The sequence below is a fragment of the Nonomuraea sp. 3N208 genome (genome assembly GCF_052245935.1).
In the GTDB taxonomy this organism is placed as follows: Bacteria; Actinomycetota; Actinomycetes; order Streptosporangiales; family Streptosporangiaceae; genus Nonomuraea.
This window is the reverse complement of the sequence record NZ_JBQQBR010000020.1, coordinates 77,614-103,156: the sequence shown is the minus strand read 5'-3', so window position 1 is coordinate 103,156 and position 25,543 is coordinate 77,614. Positions and strand designations below refer to the sequence as shown.

Genomic DNA, 25,543 nt, shown 5'->3' with positions numbered 1-25,543 from the left:
CTCCGGTTCTGGCAGGGGAGGTCCAAGACACCCTGATAGGCCACAAATCCGGCGAATAGCCCCGTGAGCAGCCAAAACCATCAGTGGGCGAACCAGCGCTTGCGCGGATACCGCACGACGAGCCCGCCGTACTTCGACCTGCCCGTGACCACCACGTAGAGGGCGCCGGGGCGGGGGCGGCTCGGCACGGCGCTCTTCGGCTGGCTGTAGTCGCTGCGGAACGTGTCCACGTTCGCCACCCCGCCCTCAGGGAGGATGATCTTCGCGGATCCGTAGGTGAGGTCCAGCTCGACTTCCACGACAGGATGGGTGACGACCGCCTCGGAGAAGTCGAGTTCGACGCTGCCGTATTTGGACGACACCCGCAGTCGCCGCGGCACCGCCCAGTCACCCGAGCGTTTGAGGTTGCCGTTCTTGGACTCCAGCTCGATCACGTCGTCGACCTGCGGTTGCTCGTCAGGAAGATCGGTGATCAGGCCCAGCAGGTCGCCGTACGTCCTCGCGGTCAGGGCCAGCTCGAGCCGGTCCTCTAGCTCCAGCTGGGTGAGACGGCCCTCGGTGAACGCCTGTTGCAAGCGGCGTGTCGTGCGCTCACGGTCGTCGTCGGAGACCCGCATCTGCAATTCCGACATGTCCTGAGCATAGATTCACCACGTTCAGAACGGGAGCATACGGCCGGAAGGGGTGCGCAGATCGAGGGAAAGCAGCCGGCGTGGAGGACGGGGACGGCGGATGACCTGGACTCTCTTCACACCGCGTTACGTACCCAACGGCTTGCCATGAAGTCATCATCATTGGGTAGCGTGAGACCTGATGCTGGCCGAACCATTCTCGCACCCCGCGCTTTTCTACCGGAGCGATCGGGAGTATGTGGCTGCGACCTCGGCTTTCGTGCGGGAGGGGCTGGCGGCGGGCGAGCCGGTCGCGGTCGCGGTCCCCGGCCGGAATCTGGCCATGATCTAGACCGAGCTGGGCTCGGACGCCAGTGCCGTGCGGCTGCTCGACATGACCGTGGCCGGGCGCAACCCGGGGCGGATCATCCCAGCCGTGCTGCATGACTTCGCCGACCGGCATCGCGACAGGCACGTGCGGATCATCGGCGAGCCGATCTGGCCGGGGCGCAGCGAGACGGAATATCCCGCCTGCGCCCAGCACGAGGCGCTGATCAACCTGTCGTTCGCGGGCAGCGACGTGACGATCCTGTGCCCGTACGACACCGTGGGCCTGGAGCAAGAGGTCATCCGCGAGGCCGCGCGCACCCATCCCGTGCTGCGCGACGTCTCGGGCGAGTGGCACAGCGAGGACTACGCTCCCGATCTGGTGGTGGAGGGGCACAACCGGCCGCTGGAGGAGCCGAAGGAGTTCCTGTCGCTGCGGTTCGACCGCACCAACCTGTCGGGCGCGCGTGGCCTGGCCGCGCAGCAGGCCGCCATGATGGGCTTCACCGGCGACCGGCTCGACGACATCCGGCTGGCCACGGCCGAGCTGGGCGCCAACAGCCTCGACCACGGCGGCGGCTCCGGCACGATCAGGGTCTGGGCAGAGGGTGGCCGGCTGGTGTGCGAGGTCAGCGACGCGGGCCACATCACCGACCCGCTGGCCGGGCGCAGGCCGGTCGACCCCCGTCACTCGGGGTCGCGCGGCCTGCTCATCGTCAACCTGCTCAGCGATCTCGTACGCGTGCACACCCGGGCCGGCGCGACCACCATCCGCGCCTACTTCGACGCGCCTTAACGCTCGACGTCCGCCATGTTCGGGTACCGTGTGCCGCGTACGGCGTCCGCGGGCACGGCCGCGGCGAGCTCGTCGAGCTGCTCCGCGGTCAGCGTGATGTCGGCCGCGGCGGCGTTCTCTTCGAGGTACTTCAGCCGCTTGGTGCCCGGGATAGGCACGATGTCCTCGCCCTGGGCCAGCAGCCAGGCCAGCGAGAGCTGCGCCGCGGTGACGCCGGCCGCCTCGGCGATGCTCGTCATTTCCGCCACGAGCTTGGCGTTGTGCTCGGCGTTCTCACCCACATTGCGCGGCAGGTGGCGCCGGAAGTCGTCCGCGGGCAGTTCCTCCGAACGCGGCAGCGTGCCGGTCAGCAGCCCGCGGCTGATCGGCGAGTACGCGACCAGCGCCGTGCCCAGTTCCCTCGCCGCAGGCAGGATCTCCGCCTCCAGCCCCCTCGTGAACAGGGAGTATTCGCTCTGCAGCGCGGCGATCGGGTGGACGGAGGCCGCCGTGCGCAGCGTCTCCGCGCTCACCTCCGACAGGCCCAGGTAACGCACCTTGCCCTGCTGGACCAGCTCCGCCATGGCTCCGACCGCGTCCTCGACCGGCACGTCGGGGTTGCGGCGATGCATGTAGTACAGGTCGATGTGGTCCACGCCCAGCCGCCGCAGCGAGGCGTCGCAGGCGGCTCTGATGTACTCCGGGCTGTTCTCGATCGAACGGCTGTCGCCCTCGCGCTTGACGCCGAACTTGGTGGCCAGCACCACCTCGTCCCGGCGGCCCTTGATCGCACGGCCGACCAGTTCCTCGTTGGCTCCTCTGCCGTACATGTCGGCCGTGTCGAGGAAATTGATGCCCAAGTCCAGCGCGCGGTGGATGACGGCCATCGATTCCGCCTCGTCGGCCTGCCCGTAGAACTCCGACATGCCCATGCAGCCGAGGCCGAGCGCGGAGACCTGAGGGCCGCCTGTTCCGAGCGTTCGCTTGTTCACGCCAGCTCCTTGTAAAAGTCGATCTTGTAGTCCAGTACCTTGAGGTCCTGGGTGAGCTCGGCGATCCTGGCCCTGACACGCTCGCGGTGCAGCTCCAGCATTTCCCTGCGCTCCTCGGCGGTGTGCTCGCCCATACGGCGCAGCTCCGCGTACCGGCACATGTCGGCGATCGGCATGCCGGTGGTGCGCAGCTTGGTGAGGAACTCCAGCCACCGGAGGTCCTCCTCCGCGTAGTCGCGGTGGCCGCTGCCGTTGCGGCCGACGGAGTGGATGAGCCCGACACGCTCGTAGTACCGCAGCGTGTGAGCGCTCAGGCCCGACCGCTGCGCGGCCTCCTGGATCGTCATGTCTTCAGGGTCACCCTTCGAGCGCGCTCTAAGTCAAATCGTGGGAGGCCCCCGCTACCTACCCTGAGGGGGCAGGCCCTACTCAGGGTCACTTCCGCACAGCTCAGCGAGGGTCGTTCAGCGGTGCCCCGACCTAAGTATTAGGGGAAGCTTCAGGGCCGCTTCGGGCCCATCTCCGATACTCGGCGAGGCCGCGTTCCACGAGCTTTGAGGCATGAAGGGATTGCTTGTCAGTGGATTCACGGCCATCGGCGTCGGGACGGGCGCCATGCTCACCCTCCACGCGGAGGCCGGCCTCGACCCGTTGCACAGCGTCATCAGCGAGTACGCCTTTCAGGAGTCCGGCTGGCTCCTGCCCGCCTCGCTGACCTTGTTCGCCGCGGGCTCGGCGCTGATCGCGGAGGTGATGCGCCGCGCGGGCGTGAACCGCTGGGTCGTGGGGCTGTTGCTGGCCTGGGGCGCGAGCATGTTCCTGATCGGCGCCTTCCCCACCGACCCGCCCGGCCTGCCGCTGTCCCTGTCGGGAGGCATTCACAGGTACGCCGCCTTCGCCGCCTTCCTGGTGATGCCCCTGGCCGGGTTGCTGCTGGTCAAGGCCAGGATCCGGTACGCCAAGGCGATGAAGATCCTGTGCGCGCTGGCGCTCGGCGCGCTGGTGCTGGTCGTCATCCCGTACGTGGTACGCATGTTCGGCATCCCGCTCACCAACGACGACATCCCGGCCGGGCTGACTCAGCGGGCCGTGGTCGTGACCGAGCTCGGCGTGCTGGCGCTGGCCGGGCTGTCGATGCTACGGCATTCGCTCGTGGGCCGGCCGGTGGTCCGCCAGGCGTGAAACCCGCCCCCAGGGAAGGGGGCTGACATGACCATTTTGATTGCGTACGACGGATCCGACGACGCCAAGGCGGCGATCGCCTTCGCGGGCCAGATCCTGAAAGGGGAGTCCGCTGTCGTGCTGACGGTGTGGGAGCGGCTCGCGACGACCTCGGCCAGGGCGTCGGCCGGACTAATGACGGCCATCGACGGCGACATGGCCGCGGACGAGGCGATCGGCGAGGCGATGCGGAAGCTGGCGCGGCATGGCGCCGACCTGGCCCGGGAGGCCGGGCTGGACGCCGTCCCGCGGTGCGAGCCCGACTCGGTCGCGGTGTGGGCGACGATCGTGGACGTCGCGGACGAGATCGACGCCACGCTCATCGTGACCGGGACGCGAGGGTTGGGCGGGGTGCGCTCGCTGCTGCTCGGCAGCACGTCCGACCGCGTCCTGCACCACACGCACCGGCCGGTCCTGGTGGTTCCCTCCCCGCGAACCGGCGACTGACCGGCCTGCCGCCGGCGTCCGTTCCGGCTCGATGGGATGTGCCACCGCCGCCGCTGACGCAGTCCCTCGCCCCACCACCGCACCGAGCGCGGCCGGAGCCGGCTTATCGGATGGCTGGTGTGGCGGCGTGGCGGCTAGCATGGAGTCATGACGATCTCTCTGGTGATGATGGCCCCCTAGGGGGTTTCACCGGCGACGCGTCTTGTTGAGGCCCTGCGATCCGGGGCCTCACGTCGTGTTCGGGGCCCTTTGGGAGGCACCCGATGTACATCACGACGACCATCCCCTATGTCAACGCCCGGCCGCACCTCGGGCACGCCCTGGAACTCGTTCAAGGCGACGTGCTGGCTCGGCACCACCGGCGGCGCGGCGAGCCCGTCCGCTTCCAGACCGGCACCGACGACAACTCGCTGAAGAACGTGCTGGCCGCGGAGGCGGAGGGGGTGCCGGTGCGGGAGCTGGTGGACAGGAACGCGGCCGCGTTCGAGGAGCTGCGCGGTCCGCTAGATCTATCCTTTGACTCGTTTATCCGGACAAGTAGTCATCCAGGGCACCGTGCGGGGGTTGAGCGGATCTGGCGGGCCGTTGAGCACGACCTTTACCCGCGGCACTACGAAGGGCTCTACTGCGTGGGCTGCGAGCAGTTCTACGCCGAGGGGCCATGCCCCGAGGGACACGGGGAACCGCTGCAACGGGTGTCGGAGGAGAACTGGTTCTTCCGGCTCTCCCGCTACCAAGACGTTCTGAGCGACCTGATCCGCGGCCGGCGGCTCAGGATCGAGCCGGTCGCGCGGCGGAACGAGGTGCTGGCCTTCGTCGAGTCAGGGCTGGCCGACATCAGCGTCTCCCGATCGGCCGCCCGCGCCCGCGGCTGGGGCATCCCCGTGCCCGGCGACCCCGCGCAGGTGGTCTACGTGTGGTGGGACGCGCTCGCCAACTACATCACCGCGCTGGACGGCGACGGCGACTACGAGCGGTGGTGGGTCGCGGAGCCGCGCAAGGTCCACCTGATGGGCAAGGGCGTGATCAGGTTCCACGCCGTGTACTGGCCCGCGATGTTGTTGTCGGCCGGCCTGCCGCTGCCCACGGAGATCTTTGTGCACGACCGGCGAGGATCTGGAGGCACTGTCCGGCGGAGTGTCCCGACATGGTGAACGAGGCGCTCGAGTACTACGACTTCCGGCGCGCGGCGGCGGCCGTGTGGACGATCGTCGAGGAGGCCAACCGGTACGTCGAGCGCACCCGGCCGTGGCAGCAGGACCGGGCCGGGCAAGAGGCGTCGCTGGGCACGCTCGTGCACGCGTGCCGGGCGCTGGCCGTACAGCTGGAGCCTTTCCTGCCCACGGCGGCGGCGCGGGTGGCCGCGGCGGTGAGCGGCCCACGGCTGGTCCGGCCCGCTCCCCTCTATCCCAGAGTCGCTGGTTGACGGCGGTCGTGCAGCAGCCTAGGTTGTCGCACACCGACCAGCCGGTATGGAGGTCCCATGCCCACCGTCAACACTGTCCGCGGCCCGGTAGACGTCGCGGATCTCGGTCAGACTCTGATGCACGAGCACATCTTCTTCGTGGCCACCGAGCACCTGGACAACTACGGCAGGGGTGCGTGGTGGGACGAGGAATACCGGGTCGCGGACGCGATCGCCAAGCTCAACGCCGTGGCCGCGAAGGGCGTGCGGACGCTGGTCGACCCGACGGTGTGGGGCCTGGGCAGGTACATCCCGCGCATCCAGCGCGTCGCGGAGCAGGTGCCCGGGCTGCACATCATCGTCGCGACCGGCATCTACTCCTTCGAGGAGCTGCCGCACCAGTACGAGCACCGCGGCCCCGGCCTGCTCATGGACATGCCCGAGCCGATGATCGACGACTTCGTCCGCGACCTCACCGACGGCATCGCCGACACCGGGGTGAAAGCGGCATTCCTCAAATGCGTCGTCGAGCAGAAAGGCCTGACTCCTGGCGTCGAGCGCATCTGCCGCGCGGTCGCGCAAGCACATGTACGCACAGGCGCGCCGATCACCGTCCACACGAACTCCTTCACGCAGAACGGGGTGATCGCGCTGGACCTGTTCGCCAAGGAAGGAGTGGACCTGACGAAGGTGGTCGTCGGGCACGCGGGCGACAGCAACGACCTCGACTACCTCATGCGGCTGGCCGACACGGGCGCGACGCTCGGGATGGACAGGTTCGGCCTGGACGTCTACAACCCGACCGCGCAGCGGGTGGCCACGATCGCGGCGCTGTGCGAGCGCGGGTACGCCGACCGGATGGTGCTCAGCCACGACACCGCCTGCTTCACGGACTACTTCGGCGGAGCCTGGGACGAGGCCCGCAGCACGCTCGCGCCCAACTGGCGCTACGATCACATTCACGACGACGTCTTGGCCGCACTGCTGGACTCGGGTGTGACCGATGACCAGATTGAGCAGATGCTGGTGTTCAACCCGAAGCGCTACTTCTCGTAAAGTGGGTGGATCGGGCGAGCGACTCGGGTAGGTGGAGCTGGGTGACTTCGGAGCAGGCCTTGTCGATCAGCCTCGGACTCCAGGGACCCTGCGTCATCGCGCGCCTGACGGGGGACTTCGACTTCGGCTCCGCGGCGGAGGTCCGTGACCGCGTCACCAAGGCCCTCGACCTGACCCAGCCCCCGCTGCTCGTCATCGACATGCAGGCCGTCAGTGTGTGCGACTCCTCCGGGCTGTCCGTGCTGGTCTACCTGCACAAGGCCGTCACCGCTTCCGGCGGCCGGCTGCTGTTGTCCGGGCTCAACGGCCGGTGCAAGCACCTGTTCGCGATCACCGCGCTGGACAAGTTCTTCGATATCCGCAGCACAGCGGAGCTGGCCATCGCCGAACTCAACGACGCCGGGAATTCGCCGCCGTTTACCGGGTAGTTCCCGTGCATGTCGGCCGAAGAGCCCGACCTGCTCGGCATGTATCTGGAGCAGATCGGAAAGACCCCCTTGCTCTCCGCCGCGGACGAAGTCGACCTCGCCCGGCGGATCGAGGCAGGCTTGTACGCGGGCCATCTGATCGAGCGCGGCACGTGCACGCCGGAGCTCGAACTCGTCGCACTCGACGGGCAACGCGCCAAGGACCTGCTGATCAGGTCCAACCTCCGGCTGGTGGTGGCCACCGCCAGGCGCTACGCCTTCCGGGGGCTGCCGCTGCTGGACGTCATCCAGGAGGGCAATCTCGGACTGATCAGGGCTGTGGAGAAGTTCGACTACCAGCGGGGATACAAGTTCTCCACCTACGGAATGTGGTGGATCCGCCAGGCCATCGAGCGCGGCGTCCACGACAAGAGCCGTACTGTCCGCCTGCCGGTCCACGTGGCGGAGGAGCTGTCGCGACTGACCAGGGTCACCCGGCAGCTGGCCGCGGAACTGGGCAGGGAGCCGACGGACGCCGAGCTCGGCGAGGCGGCTGAGCGCTCTCCGGAGCAGGTCGCCTCGTTACGCGTGTTCGGGCAGGAGGTGGTCAGCCTGGACATCCCGGTCGGCGAGCACGGGGAGGGCCGGATCGGGGACATGATCGCCGACGAGGACGGGCTGCAGGTGCAGGAGGCGACCGAGCGCCGCGCGATGAGTGACGAGCTCCACCAGGTGGTCACGACGCTCCCGCCACGCGAGGCGTTCGTCATCAGGCTCAGGTACGGCCTCAGCGGTCAGCAGGTCCAGACGTACACCGAGATCGGTGAGCAACTGGGTCTGACCAGGGAACGGATCCGCCAGCTGGAGAAGCAGGCGTTGAAGCGGCTCAGGCAGGGAGAGCCGCTGCTGGCGTGGGCCTCATAACCCACATAAGCCCGATATAAGCGGATAACCGTTTCGTATCGGATCATCGTTTGGAAATGTGGACCAGTCCGTATACCTGATAGTAGTCGGACCGGTACGAGTCGCTGCCAACTGGGGGGAGCGACCGTCTCTGCATAGGGGGCAGAATGATCAAGAATCTTGCCGGCACGGTCTTAGTGGCGGCTGCCGCGACCACGCTCATGGCGGCGCCCGCCAACGCGTCCTCCGCCGCGGACACCTCCGTAGTGAGTGTCGCGCAGGAGTCGAAGGCCACCGCCACAGCGGGGGCGCAGCTGATCCGTTCGTGGGTCTCCTTTGGCCGGTGCAAGGACACCTGTCGGATCAACGTCCGGGTCAGGAACATCTCCGGCAAATACCTCTATAACGTCCGCCTGAACGCTCGGCTCAGCATCAACGGCAGGAGCGTCGGAACGTGCACCGACTACGTCGGCACGATCAGGCCGTACAGGACGCGCTACGCGGCCTGCACCGTGCGCACCTACTCGCTAAGCAACGCCTACAACAACTACCTGGACGGTTACAGCCGCTTCAGGTATTACGCCAGGACGAACGTGGCCTACAGGTACTACCGCTGAGTGAGTGGCCAGGGGCCCGCCGACCCCCGGCCCGGCCCCTGGCTCACGCGGTGACGAGGAGCGCTACCCCGATCAGCACGGCGACCGGGACCAGCCACATCACGGCCTCGACAGCGAACTCCTTGTACATCGCGTAATTCTCCTCTGAAACGCCCTTTCGGGGCACTGCCGACACGTCAAGGGGCAGCATAGCCGCCGTCAGACGGTGACCGCGCCGTCGGAGGCAGAGCCGACCGTCGCGACGTACTTGGCCAGCACCCCCCGCTCCACCGGCCGCTCTGGACGCTGCCACGCGGCCCGGCGCTCGGCCAGGTCCGCCTCGGGCACCAGCAGGTCGACCGTCCCGGCCGCGCTGTCGACGACCACCGTGTCCCCGTCCCGCACCAGCGCGATCGGCCCGCCGTGGTACGCCTCCGGCGTCACGTGCCCGATCACCAGCCCGTGCGAGACTCCGCTGAAGCGCCCGTCGGTGACCAGCGCCACGGACGAGCCGAGGCCCCGGCCGACGAGGGGGCCGGTGACCGAGAGCATCTCGCGCATGCCGGGGCCGCCCGCCGGGCCCTCGTACCGGACGACGATCACGTCGCCGGCCACGATCCGGCCCTCCTGGATGGCGTCGTAACAGGCGTCCTCGGAGTCGAACACCCTGGCCGGGCCCTCGTGCCGGAAGTCGGCTTTGCCGCCCAGCTTGAGCACGCAGCCGTCGGGCGCCAGCGTGCCACGCAGGATGGCCAGCGCGCCGCGCCGCTTGAACGGCCGCTCCACGCTCGCCACGACCTCCTGCCCAGGCGTCTCGTGCGCCGCTCCGGCGACGTCGACGAGCCTGCGGCCGTCCACCAGCGTGACGTTCTCGCGCAGCAGCCCGGCTGCCAGCAACCGGCGGGCCACCAGTGAGGTGCCTCCGGCCCGCCACAGGTCGAGTGCCGTGTGGTCGCCGCCGCTCGGCTTGAGGCCCGTGATGATCGGGACCTCACGGCAGACTTCGCCGATCCTGTCGATCTCCAGTGGCAGCCCGGCCTCGCGCGCGATGGCCAGCAGGTGCAGCACGGCGTTGGTCGAGCCGCCCATGGCCGCCACCGACACGATCGCGTTGTGCAGGGCGTCCTCGGTGAGCACGCGGGACGGGCGGGCGTCGCGGGCCAGCGCGTCCATGGCGATCTCGCCGACCTGGTACGCCGCGGCGTTCTTGTCGGCGGCCACCGCCGGGATGTCGCCCACGCCGAACGGCGCCAGGCCCAGGAAGTCGGCGACGCTACCCATGGTGTTGGCGGTGTACTGGGCGGCGCAGGTGCCCGCACCCGGGCAGGCGTGCTTGGCGAGGTCGTCCAGCTCGGCCTGGTCCATGCGGCCGACGGCACGCTCGCCGAGCGCCTCCCACATGTCCTGGATCGTCACGTCCCGCCCGCGCCACCGGCCCGGCATCATGCTGCCGCTGTAGAGGATCACGGACGGCACGTCCAGCCGGGTCAGCGCCATGATCGCCGCGGGCACGGTCTTGTCGCAGCCCACGATCGCGACGATGGCGTCGAAACCGTGCGCGCGGCCCATCAGCTCGATCGAGTCGGCGATGACCTCGCGGCTGATCAGCGATGTCCGCATGCCGGGCGTGTGCATGGTGAGGTTGTCGGAGACCGCGATGGTGTTGAACTCCATCGGCATGCCGCCCGCCGCCCGCACCCCCTCGGCCACGTGGGCGGCCAGCTCGCGGTGGGTGAGGTTGCAGGGCATGGTGCCGGTCCAGGTGGAGGCGATGCCGACCACGGGTCGACGCATCTCCTCCTCCGACATGCCCATGGCGTACAGGTGGGAGCGGGCGGGTGCGCGGTCGGGGTCGTCGGCGATCGGCTTTCGGGTCATCACCCCTCCATGATCCCTCACCAGCACTTTCAGAGGACGCGCCGCCCCTCGGGTTAGGCGGGAGGAGGTCACTCCTCCCGCAGGCCCCACGGTGAGCCGTACTCGACCAGCAGGTCCAGGAACGGGCGCGGCGTGAACGCCTCGGGGCCCAGCACGCCCGTGCCCTTCCAGACGCCGCGCGCCAGCAGCTCAAGCGCGACCACCGGGTTGACGGCGGTCTGCCAGACCACGGCCTGGGAGCCGTACTCGCGCATCGACCACTGGTTGTCCACCACGTGGTACAGGTACACCTCGCGCGGCCGTCCGTCCTTGAGTCCCTTCACCCAGGTGCCGGCGCAGGTCTTGCCGTGCATGCGGTCGCCGAGCCCGGCCGGGTCGGGCAGCACGGCCGCCACCATGTCACGCGGTGACACCCGGACCGTGCCTCGATCGGTCCTGACCGGGACCGGCTCGGTGCTGTCCACGCCCAGCGCGTGCAGGGTCTTGAGGGTGCCGATGAACTCCTCGCCGAGGCCGTACTTGAAGGTGACCCTGCGCGCTGAGATCCACCTGGGGACGAGCAGCACCTCCTCGTGCTCGACGTTCACGCACTCGACCGGGCCGATGCCTTCGGGGAAGTCGAAGACCTCAGGTTCACTGAACGGTTCGGTCGTGTACCAGCCGCGGTCCTTCTCGTAGATGACCGGCGGGTTCAGGCACTCCTCGATCGTGGTCCAGATGGAGAACGACGGGGCGAACTCGTAGCCGTCCACGGTGAGGTTGGCGCCGTCCCTGATGCCGATCTCCTCGATCTCGTCGAACAGCTCGTCGGCGGCGTACCTGGCGAACACGTCGGCGAGTCCTGGCTCCACCCCCATGCCGACCAACGCCAGCCGGCCTTTCCCCGTCCATTCCCTTTCCCTGGCGAACTGCTCGTCGCCCAGCTTGACGCCGACCTCCTCGTACGGACGCTCGGGGTGTGGCTTCGACATCGACATGGCCATGTCGAGGTAGTCGACGCCGGCCGCCAGGGCAGCATCGAACAGCGGCAACACAAAACGCGGGTCGGTGGCGTTGAGCAGCACGTCGCATTCGTGCTCATGGAGCAACGCGGTGACGGCGGCGGAGTCGGCGGCGTCGATCCTGACAGGGGTGAACCTGGCCGCGTGCTCGCCCAGCGCGGCAACGGCCGCCTTGGCGCGGGGGAGGTCGTAGTCGGCGACGACCATGTGGTCGAAGAAAGGGCGGCGGGCGGCGATCCGCGTGATGGCGGTTCCCACCCCGCCGGCTCCTACAAGAAGGATACGCATGACAATTAATCCCCTTTTATCCGCTTTTGGGGGGCTGTGTCCTTCATCCAACTCGACTACACTCATCAACGTCAATGGCGTTGGCATAAGGAGCCGGTCATGCCGAAACGAGTGGTCCCTGAGACGGACCGGCGACGTCGCCGCCCCACCAAACAAGGCCTGGTCCTCAACCACCGGCTCATCGTCGAGACCGCGCTCCGCATGTTGCGCGAGCACGGCGCGGACGGCCTGACCGCCCGCCGCCTCGGACTCGCGCTGGGCGCCGACGCCAGCACCGTCTACCGCTACTTCCGCGGCATGGACGACCTGATCCTGGCCATCGCCGACGAGCTCTTCGCCCATGCCATGGCCGGCTGGCGATCCACCGGCGACTGGCGCTCCGACCTCCGCGAGCTCGGGCTGCGCATCCACCACGCCTACCTGGCCCACCCGCAGGCCGCCGTCCTGACCGCCAGCCGTGTCACGGGCCGCGCGAACGAGGTGGCGGCCGACGAGACCATCCTGGGCGTGCTTCGCGCCGCCGGCTTCCCCGACGCCGACGCGGTACGCATCTACCACGCCTTCATCGACCAGAGCCTGGCCTTCTCCATCCTGGACGCCGCCACCCTGGCCCTGCCGTCGGCTGCGCGGGAGGCCGACGAGGAGGTGTGGCAGGACACGTACGCCCGGCTGCCCGCCGCCACCCACCCCAACATCGCCGCAACGGCGCCATTGCTGGTGGCCCGCATGAACGACAGCGCCTACCCGACGGCACTCGACATGCTTCTGTCCACCGCGGCAGCCCAGCTCCGCGGGCATTGCCAGGGCAACCACATCAGTACGGCTCCCACCGTCGGCTGATCATCGGGAGCCATACGGTCAGAGGCGGTTCCGGGCGATGCGCTTGGCGAGGCCGGCCAGGGAGTCGTCGGCCATGAGGGCGGGCAGGCGGGGCGCGTCCTCGTCGATCTCGCGTAGCACCGCAGGCTGATCGCCCAAGAAGCGGCTCCAGGCGCGCGCCACCTCCGGCATGGCCGCGATGGCCTCGTCGGACATGATGGCCTCCCGCGGCAGCCATGAGGTCAGGAACTGCGACACGCGGCTCGGACTCCACCACAGCGGCCGGTCCCCGATGAACTCGACCAGCTTCTCGAACGCCTCCCGAGCCCCAGGCAGGTCCGGCAGGTCGTCGAATCGGGCCGCGGTGTCATCACCCGGTCCGCGGACGAGGCCCGGCACCGTGCGGGCCCTGGCGATCGCGAGCGGGCGCACCTCGGCCAGCGTGTCGGCGACCGCCGCTCCCATGATCCGGTCGCCCAGCTCGATCGCGTCCAGGATCCGCCCCCCGATCACGCCGGGCTCCGCCGCGTCCAGGCCCAGGTCGTCGAGGAACTTCACCTCTTCGACCACCGCGTCGACCGCCAGACCGCCGTTCGGCTGATCGATCCCCACGACCAGGATGTGGGGCTCCTTGCCGTTCTCGTACCGGAAGGACAGGACCGCCAGGGTCTGCTCGCCGTAGGGGTCCGCCTTTCCGTACCAGGCGCCCTCGCACGTCACCCGGCCCATCCGGCTCACCCACTGCGGCAGCGTGTCCACCAGCCCTTCCGCGGCACGTACGTACGCCTCCGAGGAAGGGGCGGTTTCCTCGGCGGCTGCCGTCTCGGCGGACGGGCCGGCACCGCTGGGCGAAGGGCTCGGGTTGACCGCCGCCAGAGCCGCGAGCGTGAGTCGCGCCTCCGTGCTGCCGTTCTCCGCCAGCTCCCGCAGGAAGGCGGCCACCTGGTCCTGCTCCAGGCTCGCCGTGAGCCGCGCCGCCCATAGCTCCGTTCGCAGGGGAGAGTGCCACCTGAGCAGGTCGCGGGCCTGGGCGATCGCCGTGGTAAACGCTGATGTGCTCACCATCTGACCGTATCTCTTCGGCCTGCGCTGAGGTCGCGGCGACGTTCCGCAAGCTGAGCGCCTGGGCGGTTGTCGCCCAGGCGCCCTCCCTTGATTGGCTCAGCGCCCGTTGTCGCCGGTGAGGCCCGCCTTGCGAAGGGCCTCGGCCATGGCGCCCGTCGGGGCGGCGCGGTCCTGACGGCGCTGGCCGTCGCCGCGTCCCCGCTGGCCGTCGCCACGACCGCGCTGCCCGCCGTCGCCGTTGCCGCGCTGGCCCGACTCGCGCTGGCCGTCGCCGCGATCGCCCTGGCCGCGTCCACGCTGCCCATCGCCACGGCCGCCCTGGCCGCGTCCGCGCGGGCCGCCGTTGCCACGGCCGCCCTCACCCTGGACACCCTCGCTACGGCTGCCTTGGCCTCGACCGCCCTCGCCACGGCCACTGTCGCTTCGACTGCCGTCACGGACGCCGCCGTCTCCTCGGGCGCCGCCCTGGCGGCCGGCTGACCGCCGAGGGCCGTCGCCCGGCCCCTGGGTGGTGGTCTCGTCCTCCAGGCGCAGGGTCAGCGAGATGCGCTTGCGGGGGATGTCCACGTCCAGCACCTTGACGCGGACGATGTCGCCCGGCTTGACCACGTCGCGCGGGTCCTTGACGTAGGTGCGGGACATGGCCGACACGTGGACCAGACCGTCCTGGTGCACGCCGACGTCCACGAACGCCCCGAACGCGGCCACGTTGGTGACCACACCCTCCAGGATCATCCCGGACGTCAGGTCGGAGATCTTCTCGATCCCTTCCTGGAACGTGGCGGTCTTGAAGGCGGGACGCGGGTCGCGGCCCGGCTTCTCCAGCTCGCGCAGGATGTCGGTGACCGTCGGGAGACCGAACGTCTCGTCGGTGAATTCCTGCGGCTTGATCGACCGTAGCGCCGCCGTGTTGCCGATCAGCGCCTTGAGGTCGGTCTGGACCGAGGTGAGGATACGGCGGACCACCGGGTACGCCTCAGGGTGCACGCTGGAGACGTCGAGCGGGTCGTCGCCGCCCCGGATGCGCAGGAAGCCCGCGCACTGCTCGAACGCCTTGGGACCGAGCCGCGGCACCTCCTTCAGCGCCGACCGCGTGCGGAACGGGCCGTTGGCGTCGCGGTGGCGCACGATGCTCTCGGCCAGCGTGGACCCGATGCCCGACACCCGCGTGAGCAGCGGCGCGGACGCGGTGTTGACGTCGACGCCGACGCCGTTGACACAGTCCTCGACCACCGCGTCCAGCGAACGCGACAGCTTGGTCTCGGCGAGATCGTGCTGGTATTGGCCGACGCCGATCGACTTGGGGTCGATCTTGACCAGCTCGGCCAGCGGGTCCTGCAGGCGGCGCGCGATGGAGACCGCGCCACGCAGCGACACGTCGAGCTCGGGCAGCTCCTGCGAGGCGTACGGTGACGCCGAGTAAACCGAGGCCCCGGCCTCCGACACCACGATCTTCGTGACCGACGGCATGTGCTGGACCAGCTCACCGGCCAGCTTGTCCGTCTCGCGTGAGGCCGTGCCGTTGCCGATCGCGATCAGCTCGACCCCGTGCCGCTGCGCGAGCGCGCCCAGCACGGCGAGCGACTGGTCCCACTGCCGCTTGGGCTCGTGCGGGTAGATGGTCGCGGTCTCGACGACCTTGCCGGTGGCGTCGACCACGGCCACCTTCACCCCGGTGCGCAGGCCCGGGTCCAACCCCATGGTCGGGCGGCTGCCGGCCGGCGCGGCGAGCAGCAGGTCGCGCAGGTTGGTCGCGAACACCCGCACGGCCTCGTCCTCGGCCGCCTGCCACAGCCGCATCCGCAGGTCGATGCCCAGGTGCACGAGAATGCGGGTGCGCCAGGCCCATCGCACGGTCTCGGTCAGCCACTTGTCAGCCGGCCGGCCCTGGTCGGCGATGCCGAACCTGGAGGCGACGCGCAGCTCGTAGTCGGGGCTGTCGTCCGGCTCCAGCGTGACGGACAGCACCTCCTCCTTCTCGCCGCGGAACATCGCCAGGATCCGGTGTGAGGGCAGCTTGGTGAACGGCTCGCCGAATTCGAAGTAGTCGGAGAACTTGGCCCCCGCCTCCTCCTTGCCTTCCCGCACCTTCGACACCAGCTGCCCACGGCTCCACAGCTGCTCGCGCAGCTCGCCGATGAGGTCGGCGTCCTCAGCGAACCGCTCGATCAGGATCGCCCTGGCCCCCTCCAGCGCCGCGCCCACATCGGCCACGCCCTCGGTCACGAAGCCCTCGGCGACGGCCAGCGGGCTCAGCGTCGGGTCGGCGAGTAGCTGGTCGGCCAGCGGCTCCAGCCCCAGCTCGCGGGCGATCTGCGCCTTGGTGCGCCGCTTGGGCTTGTAAGGCAGGTAGATGTCCTCGAGCCTGGCCTTGGTCTCGGCCGCCATGATCTGCTCGCGCAGCTGGTCGTCGAGCTTGCCCTGGGATTCGATCGACTCCAGGATCGCCGTGCGGCGCTCCTCCAGCTCACGCAGGTAACGCAGCCGCTCCTCCAGGGTGCGCAGCTGCGCGTCGTCGAGAGTGCCGGTGGCCTCTTTGCGGTATCGCGCGATGAACGGCACGGTCGCGCCGCCGTCGAGCAACTCGACGGCCGCCTGCACCTGCCCGTCGCGTACGCCGAGCTCTGCCGCGATCCGCTGGTGTATAGAGAGCACTTGCCTGCCTTTCGATGGTCCCGCCGGTCAATTGTGCAGGACGACGCCGTCCTTCATGACCAGAGTGCGCGCAGGGTGAACGACCACCGCCTCCGCCGCGCTGGCGCACGGCACCACGACCAGGTCGGCCCGGTCGCCGGCGGCCAGCCCGTAGCCCTCCAGCCCCAGCACGCGGGCGCCGCCGTAGGTGGCGGCCTCCAGCGTCAGCTCGATGTCCGCGTCCCTGCGGAACGTGCTGCGGTACGCGACGTGCATCGCCCGCTCCAGCATGTCGCCGCTGCCGTAAGGGCCCCACAGGTCCCTGATGCCGTCGTGCCCGCAGGCCACGGTGACGCCCGCGGCTCGCAGCTTCTTCACCGGCGGCACCGGGAAGCTGTAGACGGCCGCGGTCGCCAGCGCGACGCCCGCCTCGGCGAAGCCCTGGATCAGCCGGTCCTGGTAGGCGTCGTCGAGCTGACCGAGCGCGTACGCATGGCTGACCGTCACCCGGCCGCCCAGCCCCAGCGCCTTGGTGCGCTCGATGATCAGCTCCAGCTCCCACCCGCCCAGGGAGCCGCCGTCGTGCAGGTGGATGTCCACGTGGGCGCCGTAACGCTCGGCCAGGCCGAAGATCACGTCGAGGTGGCGCACGGGGTCGCGGTCGATGCCCGCGGGATCGAGCCCGCCGACCGCCTCGACGCCGCTCTTGAGCGCCTCTTCGAGCAACTCGGCCGTGCCCGGATTGGTGAGCAGGCCATGTTGGGGGAAGGCGACCTGGCGCACCCCGACGGGGGAGCGGGCGGCGGCCTCCCGCACGGCCTCCACACCACGTAGCCCGACCAGCGGGTCGATGTCGGTGTGCGTGCGCACATGGGTGGTGCCCGCCGCGCTCATGCGCTCCAGCAGCGCCCCGATGCGCTCCACGCTCGGAACCCCCAGCTCGGCCCGCCTGCCAAGGTCGTTGCCGATGCGGCCGGCGAGCGTGTCGTCGGCAGAATGCGGCACCCACGGCCCGCCGTAGAGGGTCTTGTCGAGGTGGCAGTGCGCCTCGACCAGGCCGGGCAGCACCAGCTGTCCCGCGATGTCCACGACCAGGGCGTCGTCCGGTGCGTCGATGCCCTGGCCGACGTGATGGATCAGGCCGTCGCGGACAAGGATGTCGGCGGTGGCCCCGAGCCCCCAGGGGAGCCCGCCGCGCAGCAGCACGTCGGTCATGCCAAGCACCCTAGACGCCCGGGCCGACGATTTCCGTGTCTCCGCCGTGACCGTTCCCGGTCAGTCGGGGCGGCTGGCGAAAAGCTCAAGATGGTTGCAGTAACGGCAGCGATAGGCTTCGATCTCCCACTTCGGCCGGCCCATCAGCTTGGCCCCGCCGAAGACCCCGCGTTCCAGAGCGCCCTCGACCCACCGTGCGAATCCCTTGGCGCTCTCGCCCGCATCCTGGATGAACCCGGCCTCCAGCCCCTCTTCGCCGCAGTGCGTGCAATGTAAATCGGCCATGCGACAGAGCGTAGCGGTCAGATCTCGTCCAGGTGGGCCACGTTGTCGACGTCGGTGGAGTCCGTGCTCGGCCGTCCCTTCAGCCATGCGTCGAGGATCTCGTCGAGCACCACGTCGGAGGTGAGCCGCAGGCTGAGAGCCAGCACGTTGGCGTCGTTCCACTTGCGGGCCCCGTCGGCGGTGTAGGCGTCGGCGCAGAGCGCGGCCCGCACGCCGGGCACCTTGTTCGCCGCGATCGACGCGCCCGTCCCGGTCCAGCAGCACACGACCGCCTGGTCGGCCCGTCCCTCGCTCACGTCGCGGGCGGCCAGCTCCGAGGCCCACGCCCAGTCGTCGCGCTCCTCGTCGTTGAGCGCGCCGTGCGTCACCACCTCGTGCCCGCGTCTGCGCAGCTCCGTCACGACCCGCTCGGCCACGCCGTCCTTGCTGTCGGCGGCCACCGAAATCCGCATGACACCAGCGTGCCACGGCACGGGACTCGTAGCGGGTGCGGGAATCGAACCCGCCTTGAGCGACGTATGAAATCGCCGGGCACACCAGCGCCCCCACCCGCCTCGATGAGCGACGGGCGGGGTCCTGGAGGTCAGGACACGCCCGTACGGTGCCGCCTGCGCATTCGCCCGCTGTTCATGGGCTCGATCTTGCCGGTCGCCACCGCGGCGGCGCAACGTATTTACCGGCACCCACACGTGCCGGACTGGCGGATTGAGGTGGCATGTGGTTGGTTGTGTCGCCAATGAGCATTGATGTGAGCGATATTCCGGCCCTCGCCCGAGGGTGCGCCGTTCTGGGCACCGGTGGCGGAGGAGACGTGCGGACCGGTTCGTTGGCCGCTGTCCGGGCCATCCGCGAGTACGGCGAGGTGCCGCTGGTCCAGCTGGCCGACCTGGCGGACGACGCGCTGATCGTGCCGCTGTCCGGGATCGGGGCGCCGACCGTCAGCCACGAGATGATCCACAGCGAGGACGAGCCCAAGCGCATCGCCGAGGAGATCGAGCGCCTCTTCGGCCGCCCGCCGAGCGCGGTCATGTCGTCCGAGATCGGCGGCTCCAACGGCGTCGCCCCGGTTGCCTGGGCCGCCCAGCTCGGGTTGCCGCTGCTCGACGCCGACGGCATGGGGCGGGCCTTCCCCGAAGTCCAGATGGTGTCGATGTACGTGGCGGGGCTGCCGGCCGACCTGGTGATCATGACCGACGTCGCCGGGAACGTGGTCACCATCCGCCCGGTCGACGGGCTGTGGTCGGAGCGGCTGGCCAGGGCCGTGTGCGTGGCCGCGGGTTCCAGCGCGCTGATGGCCGACTACGTGCTCACGGCCGTGCGGTCGCGGGGCGCGGTCATCGAGGGCACGGTCACGCGCGCGCTCGAGATCGGCAGGGCGACCGAGGGTGCGGCCGACCCGCTGCGCGCACTCCAGGACCGGCTCGGCGCCGCCAGACTGATCACCGGCAAGCTGACCGACGTGGAGCGGCGCACCACAGGCGGGTTCGTCCGGGGCACGGCCATGATCGAGGGCACCGGCGACGACCGGGGCCGCACCCTCACTCTGGAGCTCCAGAACGAGAACCTGGTCGCCGTCGAGAACGGCCGGATCCTGGCCATGGTGCCCGACCTGATCACGGTCGTGGACACCGAGGCCGCCGTCGCCATCCAGACCGAGAGCCTCAGATACGGCCAGCGCGTCACGGTGCTCGCCTGGCCGTGCGACCCTCTCTGGCGTACTCCCAAGGGGCTGGAGACGGCCGGGCCGCGGGCGTTCGGGTACGAGCTGGACTACGTTCCGGTCGAGGAGCTGACGGCGCATGGCTGACCTGCCGGAGTTCAGGATCGGGATCGACGTCGGTGGCACGAACACCGACGCGGTCGTGCTGGATGCCGAAGGCCGGATGATCGCCAAGGCGAAGCGCCCGACGACCCCGGAGGTGACCGAAGGGCTGCGGGCCGCACTCGACGCCGTTCTCACGGAGCTCGGACGCGGACAGGGCGAGGCGTCCGACAGCACCGGGCACGCGCACGACCGGATCACCCGCGTCATGCTGGGCACCACGCACGCGACCAACGCGATCCTGGAGCGCCGCAACCTCGGCCGGGTGGCCGTGTTGCGGCTCGGCGCGCCCGCCACCACGTCCGTGCCGCCGCTCTCCGGCTGGCCCGGCGACCTGCGCAAGGCCGTCTCGGCCGGCGAGGCCGTCGTGCCGGGTGGCCATTACGTCGACGGCCGCGAGATCCGGCCGCCGGACCTCGGCGCGATCCGCCGCTTCCTGGACGGGGTGGAGGCGGAGGCCGTGGCCGTCACCAGCGTGTTCAGCCCGGCGAGCGGCGAGCACGAGCGCCTGGTCGAGGAGCTGGTCCGGACCGAGTACGGGCTGCCGGTCTCGCTCAGCCACGAGATCGGCTCGCTGGGCCTGCTCGAACGCGAGAACGCCACCGTGCTCAACGCCGCGCTGTACGGTGTCGCCGCCCACGTGACCGGCGCCCTGGTCGCCGCCCTGGCCGAGCGCGGCCTGCGAGCCCGGCCGTACCTGGCGCAGAACGACGGCACGCTGATGACGCTTGAACACGCCGCGCGGCTGCCCGTGTCGACGATCGGCTCCGGCCCGGCGAACTCGCTGCGGGGGGCGGCGTACCTGTCCCGGGTGACGGACGCGATCGTGGTGGACGTGGGCGGCACCTCCACCGACCTCGGGGTGCTGGCCGGCGGGTTCCCGAGGGAGTCGGCGGCGGCGGTCGAGATAGGCGGGGTGCTCACCAACTTCCGCATGCCGGACATCCTGGCCATCGCGCTCGGCGGTGGGACCGTGGTGAGAGATCACGGGATCGGGCCGGACTCGGTCGGCTACCGGATCGTCCGGGAGGCGCTGGTGTTCGGCGGCAGCACGCCGACGATCACCGACGCCGCCGTGGCCGCCGGCCGTACACCGCCTGACGGGGAAGGCTGGCGTGCCCGCCTGGGTGACATGTCGGAAGGAATCGCCGACATGCTGGAAAGGGCGGTGGCCGTCGCGGACGAGATGGTGATCGACGCCGTGGACAGGATGGCGCTCGGCAGATCCGACAGACCGCTGGTCGCGGTGGGTGGCGGCGCGTTCGTCCTGCCGGAGCGCATCCCGGGTGCGGGCCGGGTGATCCGGCCCGAGCACGCCGAAGTGGCCAACGCCGTGGGCGCGGCCATAGCGCTGGCGAGCGGGAGAGTCGATACGATCTTGCCTGCGGGAGATAGCCGGTCAGAAGCCATCGAAAGGGCCAAGGAGGAGGCGGCGGCGCGAGCCGTCGCGGCGGGGGCGGATCCCTCCGGGGTCGAGATCGTCGATCTCCTCGAGGTGCCGTTGAGCTACCTCTCCGAACCCGCCGTGCGGGTACACGTCAAAGCAGCCGGACCCCTCGCCCGGTGAAAACCGAAAGGATCCCCCCACCATGCGCTGGCACAAGCGTCTGCTCGTGGCCGGAGTCACCGGTGTCCTGGCCTTGACCGCATCCGCGTGCGCGGGCGGCCAGGTGCGTGGCGCCGGCGGGACGCCCCAGCCGCAGACGAGCGGCAGTCAGTCGGCGACCATGCAGGCCAACGACAGCACGTTCGTCTACGTGCCCAACCTCGACGTGGTCACCGATTGGGACCCGGCGACCTCCTACTCCAACGAGATCGTCGCCTTGTCGAACATCTACGAGGGCCTGACCAGGTACAACTCCGAGTCCCGCAAGGCCGAGCCGCGCCTGGCCACCGAGTGGAGCTCGGCGAACGACGGCAAGGAGTGGACGTTCAAGCTGCGGCAGGGCGTGAAGTTCCACTCCGGCGCCACGATGGACGCCGAGGCCGCCAAGAAGGCCATCGAGCGGACGATCGAGAAGAAGGGGGGCGCGGCCTACATCTGGGACGCGGTCGATACGATCGAGGCCGTGGACGCGTCCACGCTGAAGTTCACGCTCAAGTACGCCACGCCGCTCGACCTCGTCGCCTCGTCCGGCTACGCGGCCTACATCTACGACGTGAACGCCGTGGACCCCGACGGCAAGACCGCGGCGGGCACCGGACCGTACACGATCGACTCTTGGCAGAAGGGCAAGGAGACCGAGCTCACGCTGAAGGCGTTCGACGACTATTGGGGCGGCTGGAGGCCGGAGCAGTACAAGAAGGTCGCCTTCCGCGTCACGCCGGAGATCACCACGGCCTGGCAGCTGCTGCAGAACGGCGAGGTGAACTTCGTCCAGCGGCTGAACCCGCAGCTCTTCCAGCAGGCGGGCACGACCGCGAAGGTGCAGACCGCGCAGGTGCCGTCGTTCCAGAACCTCCTCGTGTTGTTCAACACCGCCTCAGGGCCGACGAAGGACGAGCGGGTACGGCAGGCGCTGCAGGCGGCGATCGACTACGACGGCCTGATCGCCGCGCTCAAGGGCTCGGGCACGAAGGCCAGCGGCCTGGTGCCGCAGGGTCTGCTCGGCCACGTCGCGGGGATGGAGCCCAAGCAGGACCTGGCCAAGGCCCAGGAACTGCTGGCGGATGCCGGGTACGGCCCCGACCTCCCCGAGCTCAAGCTCTCCCTGACCTACGCCCAGGGCGACGAGGACCAGAAGTTGCTGGTCACGCTGCTCAGCTCGACGCTGAAGAAGCTGAACGTGACCCTGCAGGCCAAGCCCATGAGCTGGAACGCGCAGTGGGACCTGGGCAAGAAGCAGGGACAGGACATCTTCGTCATGTACTGGTATCCGGACTACCCGGACGCCTACTCCTGGTTCCTGAACGTCTTCAAGAGCGCCGAGAAGCCGCAGTTCAACCTGTCCTACCTGAAGAACGCCCAGGTCGACGCGGCCATCGACGCCTTGCCGCAGCTCACCGCGACCGATCAGCTCAAGGCGGAGATGGCGTACCAGGACCTGCAGAAGAAGATCATCGAGGAGCAGGCGGCGGTGGCGGTGCCGTACGTGCAGACCTACCAGCGCGCGCTCACGGACGACGTCCAGGGATATGTGGACAACCCCGCCTATCCCAACGTGGTGTTCTTCTACGAGCTCAAGCGCGCAAGCTGATCCATGGCGCGTTATCTGGCCCGCCGGCTCGGCCAGGCCCTCCTGGTCGTGGCCGGTGTGGTCATGCTCACGTTCGCCGTCATGCGGCTGGTGCCCGGCGATCCCGCGGTCGCGTTCGCCGGGCCGAAGGCCACACCCGAGCAGCTCGCCGCGGCGCGCGAGCGGTTCGGCCTCGACGACCCGATGCCCCTGCAGTTCGTGAACTACGTCCGTGACCTGTTCACCGGCGACTGGGGCACCAGCCTGCGGACCCGGCAGCCCGTACGCGACGACCTGTTTCTCGCTTTCCCGGCCTCGCTGGAGCTTGTGGGAGCGGCGCTGGTGGTCGCGGTCGTCGTGGGCGTCCCGATCGGGGTGCTCGCCGCCCGCTATAAGACGAAATTTCCGGACTTCGGGGTGCGGTTCACCAGCATGCTCGCCGTCTCTGTGCCGGTCTTCTGGCTGGCCCTGGCCATGCAGCTGATTTTCGCCGGCAATCTGGGCTGGTTCCCGATCGCCGGCGAGTACGACTCCTCGCTCGACACCACCAGCCCCCTCACCCTCTGGACGAACATCACCATCGTCGACGCCCTGATCACCGGCAACTGGCCGATCTTCACCAGCACCCTCGAACACCTGGTGCTGCCCGCCCTCGTCGTGGCCGCCTACCCGACCGGCGTGATCGCCCAGATGACCAGGGCGGCCCTCATCGAGGAGTCCGGGCAGGACCACGCCAGGCTGGAGCGCGCGCTCGGCTTCGGCGAGACGTCCATCCTGACCAGGTTCGCCCTAAGACCGGCGCTGGGCCCGGTGTTGTCGCTGATCGCCCTGGTGTTCGCGTATTCGATCGTCAATGGCTTCCTGGTCGAGGCCGTCTTCAACTGGCCGGGTCTCGGCCGTTACGCCGCCGAGTCGATCAAGTCGCTGGACACCCCGGCCATCGCCGGCGTCACCCTCCTGGTCGCCCTCGTGTACACCCTGGCCAACCTGGTCGTGGACCTGCTGCAGGGTGTCGTCGATCCGCGGGTGAGGGCACGATGACCGGCACGCAGGCGCCGCTGCGCCGCACGCTGCCCAGGATCCCCGACCGGTTCGCGGCCTTCGGGGCGGCCCTCATCGTGGTCGTCGTGCTGACCTCGATTCTGGCTCCGTGGCTCGCGCCGTACCCGGACGAGCCGAACCCGCTGGAGTTGCTGGAGCCGCCGAGCGCCGCGCACTGGTTCGGCACCGACAACGTCGGGCGGGACCTGCTCAGCAGGATCCTGTACGGCGGCCGCACGTCGTTGTTCATCGCCGTCGCCGTGCTGGCCGTCTCGGCGGTGGTCGGAGTGACGCTCGGCGTGGTGGCCGGGTACGCGGGCGGCTGGGTGAGGGACGTGATCATGCGCGTCACGGACGTGTTCCTGGCCTTCCCCGCGCTCCTGCTCTCCCTGGCCCTGGCGGTGGTGCTGCAGCCCAGCGTGAACACCGTCGTGCTGGCCATCGCGGTGACCTGGTGGCCGTGGTACACGCGGTTGTCCGCCTCGGTGGCCGCGTCGGTCGCCACCCGCAGCTACGTGGACGCCGCCCGGTGCCTCGGCGTGCCCGCGCCGCTGATCATCCTCAGGCACGTGCTGCCGAACTCGCTCACCCCCGTCCTGGTCCAGGTCTCGCTGGACGCGGGCGGGGTGATCCTGACCGCTGCCGCGCTGTCGTACCTGGGGCTGGGCGCGCAGGAACCGACGGCCGAGTGGGGGCTGATGGTGCAGCAGGGCCAGACCCTCTTCACCACGAACTGGTGGGTGGTGACCTTTCCCGGGCTGGCGATCCTCGTGACGGCGTTCGCGTTCAACGTGCTCGGCGAGGGCCTCAGGAATGCCCTCGACCCGCGAAGGGCGGTCAAGTGATCGAGGTGCGTGACCTCCGGGTCCGGTACGGGGGACGTGTCGTGGCCGACGTTCCTCAGCTGGACGTGGGCGAGGGCGAGTGCGTGGCGATCGTGGGGGAAAGCGGCTCCGGCAAATCGACCACACTGCTCTCGTTGCTGGGCCTCACCCAGGATGCCGAAATTTCGGGACAAATCAGGGTGTGTGGCGTCGACATGCTGACCGCCCCGCCGCGCCGTCTCCGCGAGATCCGCGGCGCCAGAGCCGCGCTGGTGATGCAGTCACCGCAGGCCGCGCTCAGCCCCGCCACCCGGCTCGGCGTCCTCATGCGCCGCGCGCTCCGGCTCCACGGAAGGGACGCCACCGAGCAGGTGATGGCGGAGGCCATGGAGGCCGTGCTGCTCGACCCGGAGCTCCTGCGCCGCTATCCGCACGAGGTCTCGGGTGGTCAGGCCCAGCGCTTCGCCATCGCGCTGGCCATCGCTCTGGGCGCGGAGGTGATCCTGGCCGACGAGCCTACGAGCGCCCTCGACGTGACCGTGCAGGCCGAGGTGGTGGGCGTGCTGCGCAGGCTGCGGGCCGAGCGGGGCCTGGCGCTCCTGCTCGTCTCCCACGACCTGGCCCTGGTGTCCACGATCGCCGACCGGGTGCTCGTCATGAAGGACGGCGCGGTCGTCGAGTCGGGGCCCGCGGCGGACGTGCTGGCCGCTCCGTCCCACCCGTACACGCGCGAGCTGCTGGAGGCGCTGCCGTGA

The 25,543-nt window shown here is 69.7% G+C and carries 26 protein-coding genes, 1 tRNA gene and 1 pseudogene; 16 read left to right on the top strand and 12 right to left on the bottom strand.

The window, feature by feature from the left end:
* Nucleotides 1-80: 80 nt before the first annotated feature.
* Nucleotides 81-632: a DUF1707 SHOCT-like domain-containing protein gene (locus ACTWPT_RS29085; RefSeq protein ID WP_443180647.1), complete on the bottom strand. Its 552-nt coding sequence runs from the start codon at nt 630-632 to the stop codon at nt 81-83.
* A gap of 181 nt (nt 633-813) precedes the next feature.
* Here ACTWPT_RS29085 and ACTWPT_RS29080 point away from each other — a divergent pair.
* A pseudogene (locus ACTWPT_RS29080) lies at nt 814-1,734 on the top strand (anti-sigma factor RsbA family regulatory protein).
* Here the strand turns inward: ACTWPT_RS29080 and ACTWPT_RS29075 are convergent.
* Entirely contained in the window at nt 1,731-2,705 is a 975-nt protein-coding gene (locus ACTWPT_RS29075; RefSeq protein WP_443180646.1) for an aldo/keto reductase, read from the bottom strand. The pseudogene ACTWPT_RS29080 and the gene ACTWPT_RS29075 sit on opposite strands and share 4 nt — an antisense overlap.
* Nucleotides 2,702-3,052, bottom strand: coding sequence for a MerR family transcriptional regulator (locus tag ACTWPT_RS29070; protein ID WP_443180645.1), 351 nt, complete (start codon nt 3,050-3,052; stop codon nt 2,702-2,704). Before ACTWPT_RS29070 ends, ACTWPT_RS29075 begins: the two co-directional genes overlap by 4 nt.
* 214 nt (nt 3,053-3,266) lie before the next feature.
* Between ACTWPT_RS29070 and ACTWPT_RS29065 the strand changes: the two genes are divergently transcribed.
* From ACTWPT_RS29065 to ACTWPT_RS29030, 8 genes are all read left to right on the top strand, one after another.
* On the top strand, nt 3,267-3,887 hold the full coding sequence (locus tag ACTWPT_RS29065; protein ID WP_443180644.1) for a DUF998 domain-containing protein: 621 nt from the start codon (nt 3,267-3,269) through the stop codon (nt 3,885-3,887).
* Nucleotides 3,888-3,914: 27 nt separating this feature from the next.
* Nucleotides 3,915-4,373 carry a universal stress protein gene (locus tag ACTWPT_RS29060; protein WP_443180643.1) on the top strand — a complete coding sequence of 153 codons (459 nt, stop codon included), beginning with the start codon at nt 3,915-3,917 and terminating at the stop codon, nt 4,371-4,373.
* A gap of 263 nt (nt 4,374-4,636) precedes the next feature.
* Entirely contained in the window at nt 4,637-5,527 is an 891-nt protein-coding gene (locus ACTWPT_RS29055; protein ID WP_443180642.1) for a methionine--tRNA ligase, read from the top strand.
* Nucleotides 5,521-5,799: a class I tRNA ligase family protein gene (locus ACTWPT_RS29050; RefSeq protein WP_443180641.1), complete on the top strand. Its 279-nt coding sequence runs from the start codon at nt 5,521-5,523 to the stop codon at nt 5,797-5,799. The genes ACTWPT_RS29055 and ACTWPT_RS29050 overlap by 7 nt, the downstream gene beginning before the upstream one ends.
* 57 nt (nt 5,800-5,856) lie before the next feature.
* A complete protein-coding gene (locus ACTWPT_RS29045) occupies nt 5,857-6,834 on the top strand; it encodes a phosphotriesterase family protein (RefSeq protein WP_443180640.1) in 978 nt (325 codons plus the stop codon).
* Between the two features lie 41 nt (nt 6,835-6,875).
* Entirely contained in the window at nt 6,876-7,262 is a 387-nt protein-coding gene (locus ACTWPT_RS29040) for an STAS domain-containing protein (RefSeq protein WP_443180639.1), read from the top strand.
* A 9-nt stretch (nt 7,263-7,271) separates the two neighbouring features.
* A complete protein-coding gene (locus ACTWPT_RS29035) occupies nt 7,272-8,165 on the top strand; it encodes a sigma-70 family RNA polymerase sigma factor (protein WP_443180638.1) in 894 nt (297 codons plus the stop codon).
* 146 nt (nt 8,166-8,311) lie between these two features.
* Nucleotides 8,312-8,761: a hypothetical protein gene (locus ACTWPT_RS29030; RefSeq protein ID WP_443180637.1), complete on the top strand. Its 450-nt coding sequence runs from the start codon at nt 8,312-8,314 to the stop codon at nt 8,759-8,761.
* Between the two features lie 43 nt (nt 8,762-8,804).
* Here the strand turns inward: ACTWPT_RS29030 and ACTWPT_RS29025 are convergent, their stop codons facing one another.
* The 3 genes from ACTWPT_RS29025 to ACTWPT_RS29015 all read right to left on the bottom strand — a co-directional run bounded on the left by ACTWPT_RS29025 (nt 8,805) and on the right by ACTWPT_RS29015 (nt 11,907).
* On the bottom strand, nt 8,805-8,936 hold the full coding sequence (locus tag ACTWPT_RS29025; protein WP_443180636.1) for a hypothetical protein: 132 nt from the start codon (nt 8,934-8,936) through the stop codon (nt 8,805-8,807).
* A 23-nt stretch (nt 8,937-8,959) separates the two neighbouring features.
* Nucleotides 8,960-10,618: a dihydroxy-acid dehydratase gene (ilvD, locus tag ACTWPT_RS29020; RefSeq protein ID WP_443180635.1), complete on the bottom strand. Its 1,659-nt coding sequence runs from the start codon at nt 10,616-10,618 to the stop codon at nt 8,960-8,962.
* A gap of 68 nt (nt 10,619-10,686) precedes the next feature.
* Nucleotides 10,687-11,907: a saccharopine dehydrogenase family protein gene (locus ACTWPT_RS29015; protein WP_443180634.1), complete on the bottom strand. Its 1,221-nt coding sequence runs from the start codon at nt 11,905-11,907 to the stop codon at nt 10,687-10,689.
* Between the two features lie 99 nt (nt 11,908-12,006).
* Here ACTWPT_RS29015 and ACTWPT_RS29010 point away from each other — a divergent pair, with 99 nt between their 5' ends.
* Nucleotides 12,007-12,747 (top strand): TetR/AcrR family transcriptional regulator, encoded by a 741-nt coding sequence (locus ACTWPT_RS29010; protein WP_443180633.1) that lies wholly within the window; start codon nt 12,007-12,009, stop codon nt 12,745-12,747.
* 18 nt (nt 12,748-12,765) lie between these two features.
* Here ACTWPT_RS29010 and ACTWPT_RS29005 read toward each other — a convergent pair whose 3' ends face one another.
* From ACTWPT_RS29005 to ACTWPT_RS28980, 6 genes are all read right to left on the bottom strand, one after another.
* On the bottom strand, nt 12,766-13,788 hold the full coding sequence (locus ACTWPT_RS29005; protein WP_443180632.1) for a hypothetical protein: 1,023 nt from the start codon (nt 13,786-13,788) through the stop codon (nt 12,766-12,768).
* A gap of 99 nt (nt 13,789-13,887) precedes the next feature.
* Complete coding sequence (locus tag ACTWPT_RS29000; protein ID WP_443180631.1) at nt 13,888-16,446, bottom strand: Tex family protein; 2,559 nt, start codon at nt 16,444-16,446, stop codon at nt 13,888-13,890.
* 27 nt (nt 16,447-16,473) lie between these two features.
* On the bottom strand, nt 16,474-17,640 hold the full coding sequence (locus ACTWPT_RS28995; protein ID WP_443180630.1) for an amidohydrolase: 1,167 nt from the start codon (nt 17,638-17,640) through the stop codon (nt 16,474-16,476).
* A 60-nt stretch (nt 17,641-17,700) separates the two neighbouring features.
* Entirely contained in the window at nt 17,701-17,925 is a 225-nt protein-coding gene (locus ACTWPT_RS28990; protein WP_305916383.1) for a hypothetical protein, read from the bottom strand.
* Between the two features lie 17 nt (nt 17,926-17,942).
* Complete coding sequence (locus ACTWPT_RS28985) at nt 17,943-18,377, bottom strand: RpiB/LacA/LacB family sugar-phosphate isomerase (RefSeq protein WP_443180629.1); 435 nt, start codon at nt 18,375-18,377, stop codon at nt 17,943-17,945.
* A 29-nt stretch (nt 18,378-18,406) separates the two neighbouring features.
* Nucleotides 18,407-18,479 (bottom strand) — tRNA-Met (locus ACTWPT_RS28980).
* A 194-nt stretch (nt 18,480-18,673) separates the two neighbouring features.
* Here ACTWPT_RS28980 and ACTWPT_RS28975 point away from each other — a divergent pair.
* Genes ACTWPT_RS28975 through ACTWPT_RS28950 form a run of 6 tightly spaced genes read left to right on the top strand, consistent with a single transcriptional unit; the run spans nt 18,674 to nt 25,543 of the window.
* The gene (locus ACTWPT_RS28975; RefSeq protein ID WP_443180628.1) at nt 18,674-19,732 is read left to right on the top strand and encodes a DUF917 domain-containing protein; all 1,059 of its coding nucleotides are present in this window, start codon (nt 18,674-18,676) and stop codon (nt 19,730-19,732) included.
* Entirely contained in the window at nt 19,725-21,314 is a 1,590-nt protein-coding gene (locus ACTWPT_RS28970) for a hydantoinase/oxoprolinase N-terminal domain-containing protein (RefSeq protein ID WP_443180627.1), read from the top strand. Before ACTWPT_RS28975 ends, ACTWPT_RS28970 begins: the two co-directional genes overlap by 8 nt.
* 22 nt (nt 21,315-21,336) lie before the next feature.
* The gene (locus ACTWPT_RS28965; protein WP_443180626.1) at nt 21,337-22,944 is read left to right on the top strand and encodes an ABC transporter substrate-binding protein; all 1,608 of its coding nucleotides are present in this window, start codon (nt 21,337-21,339) and stop codon (nt 22,942-22,944) included.
* Nucleotides 22,945-22,947: 3 nt separating this feature from the next.
* Entirely contained in the window at nt 22,948-23,964 is a 1,017-nt protein-coding gene (locus ACTWPT_RS28960) for an ABC transporter permease (RefSeq protein WP_443180625.1), read from the top strand.
* Nucleotides 23,961-24,809, top strand: a complete 849-nt coding sequence (locus ACTWPT_RS28955; protein WP_443180624.1) for an ABC transporter permease — start codon at nt 23,961-23,963, stop codon at nt 24,807-24,809. The genes ACTWPT_RS28960 and ACTWPT_RS28955 overlap by 4 nt, the downstream gene beginning before the upstream one ends.
* Complete coding sequence (locus tag ACTWPT_RS28950) at nt 24,806-25,543, top strand: ATP-binding cassette domain-containing protein (protein ID WP_443180623.1); 738 nt, start codon at nt 24,806-24,808, stop codon at nt 25,541-25,543. The genes ACTWPT_RS28955 and ACTWPT_RS28950 overlap by 4 nt, the downstream gene beginning before the upstream one ends.

Bases quoted from the DNA above. Each gene is read 5' to 3' on its own strand.
- ACTWPT_RS29085 (WP_443180647.1), bottom strand. From the start codon at position 632: ATGTCGGAATTGCAGATGCGGGTCTCCGACGACGACCGTGAGCGCACG.
- ACTWPT_RS29070 (WP_443180645.1), bottom strand. From the start codon at position 3,052: ATGACGATCCAGGAGGCCGCGCAGCGGTCGGGCCTGAGCGCTCACACG.
- ACTWPT_RS29065 (WP_443180644.1), top strand. From the start codon at position 3,267: ATGAAGGGATTGCTTGTCAGTGGATTCACGGCCATCGGCGTCGGGACG.
- ACTWPT_RS29060 (WP_443180643.1), top strand. From the start codon at position 3,915: ATGACCATTTTGATTGCGTACGACGGATCCGACGACGCCAAGGCGGCG.
- ACTWPT_RS29055 (WP_443180642.1), top strand. From the start codon at position 4,637: ATGTACATCACGACGACCATCCCCTATGTCAACGCCCGGCCGCACCTC.
- ACTWPT_RS29050 (WP_443180641.1), top strand. From the start codon at position 5,521: ATGGTGAACGAGGCGCTCGAGTACTACGACTTCCGGCGCGCGGCGGCG.
- ACTWPT_RS29045 (WP_443180640.1), top strand. From the start codon at position 5,857: ATGCCCACCGTCAACACTGTCCGCGGCCCGGTAGACGTCGCGGATCTC.
- ACTWPT_RS29035 (WP_443180638.1), top strand. From the start codon at position 7,272: ATGTCGGCCGAAGAGCCCGACCTGCTCGGCATGTATCTGGAGCAGATC.
- ACTWPT_RS29030 (WP_443180637.1), top strand. From the start codon at position 8,312: ATGATCAAGAATCTTGCCGGCACGGTCTTAGTGGCGGCTGCCGCGACC.
- ilvD (WP_443180635.1), bottom strand. From the start codon at position 10,618: ATGACCCGAAAGCCGATCGCCGACGACCCCGACCGCGCACCCGCCCGC.
- ACTWPT_RS29015 (WP_443180634.1), bottom strand. From the start codon at position 11,907: ATGCGTATCCTTCTTGTAGGAGCCGGCGGGGTGGGAACCGCCATCACG.
- ACTWPT_RS29010 (WP_443180633.1), top strand. From the start codon at position 12,007: ATGCCGAAACGAGTGGTCCCTGAGACGGACCGGCGACGTCGCCGCCCC.
- ACTWPT_RS28995 (WP_443180630.1), bottom strand. From the start codon at position 17,640: ATGACCGACGTGCTGCTGCGCGGCGGGCTCCCCTGGGGGCTCGGGGCC.
- ACTWPT_RS28990 (WP_305916383.1), bottom strand. From the start codon at position 17,925: ATGGCCGATTTACATTGCACGCACTGCGGCGAAGAGGGGCTGGAGGCC.
- ACTWPT_RS28985 (WP_443180629.1), bottom strand. From the start codon at position 18,377: ATGCGGATTTCGGTGGCCGCCGACAGCAAGGACGGCGTGGCCGAGCGG.
- ACTWPT_RS28970 (WP_443180627.1), top strand. From the start codon at position 19,725: ATGGCTGACCTGCCGGAGTTCAGGATCGGGATCGACGTCGGTGGCACG.
- ACTWPT_RS28965 (WP_443180626.1), top strand. From the start codon at position 21,337: ATGCGCTGGCACAAGCGTCTGCTCGTGGCCGGAGTCACCGGTGTCCTG.
- ACTWPT_RS28960 (WP_443180625.1), top strand. From the start codon at position 22,948: ATGGCGCGTTATCTGGCCCGCCGGCTCGGCCAGGCCCTCCTGGTCGTG.
- ACTWPT_RS28955 (WP_443180624.1), top strand. From the start codon at position 23,961: ATGACCGGCACGCAGGCGCCGCTGCGCCGCACGCTGCCCAGGATCCCC.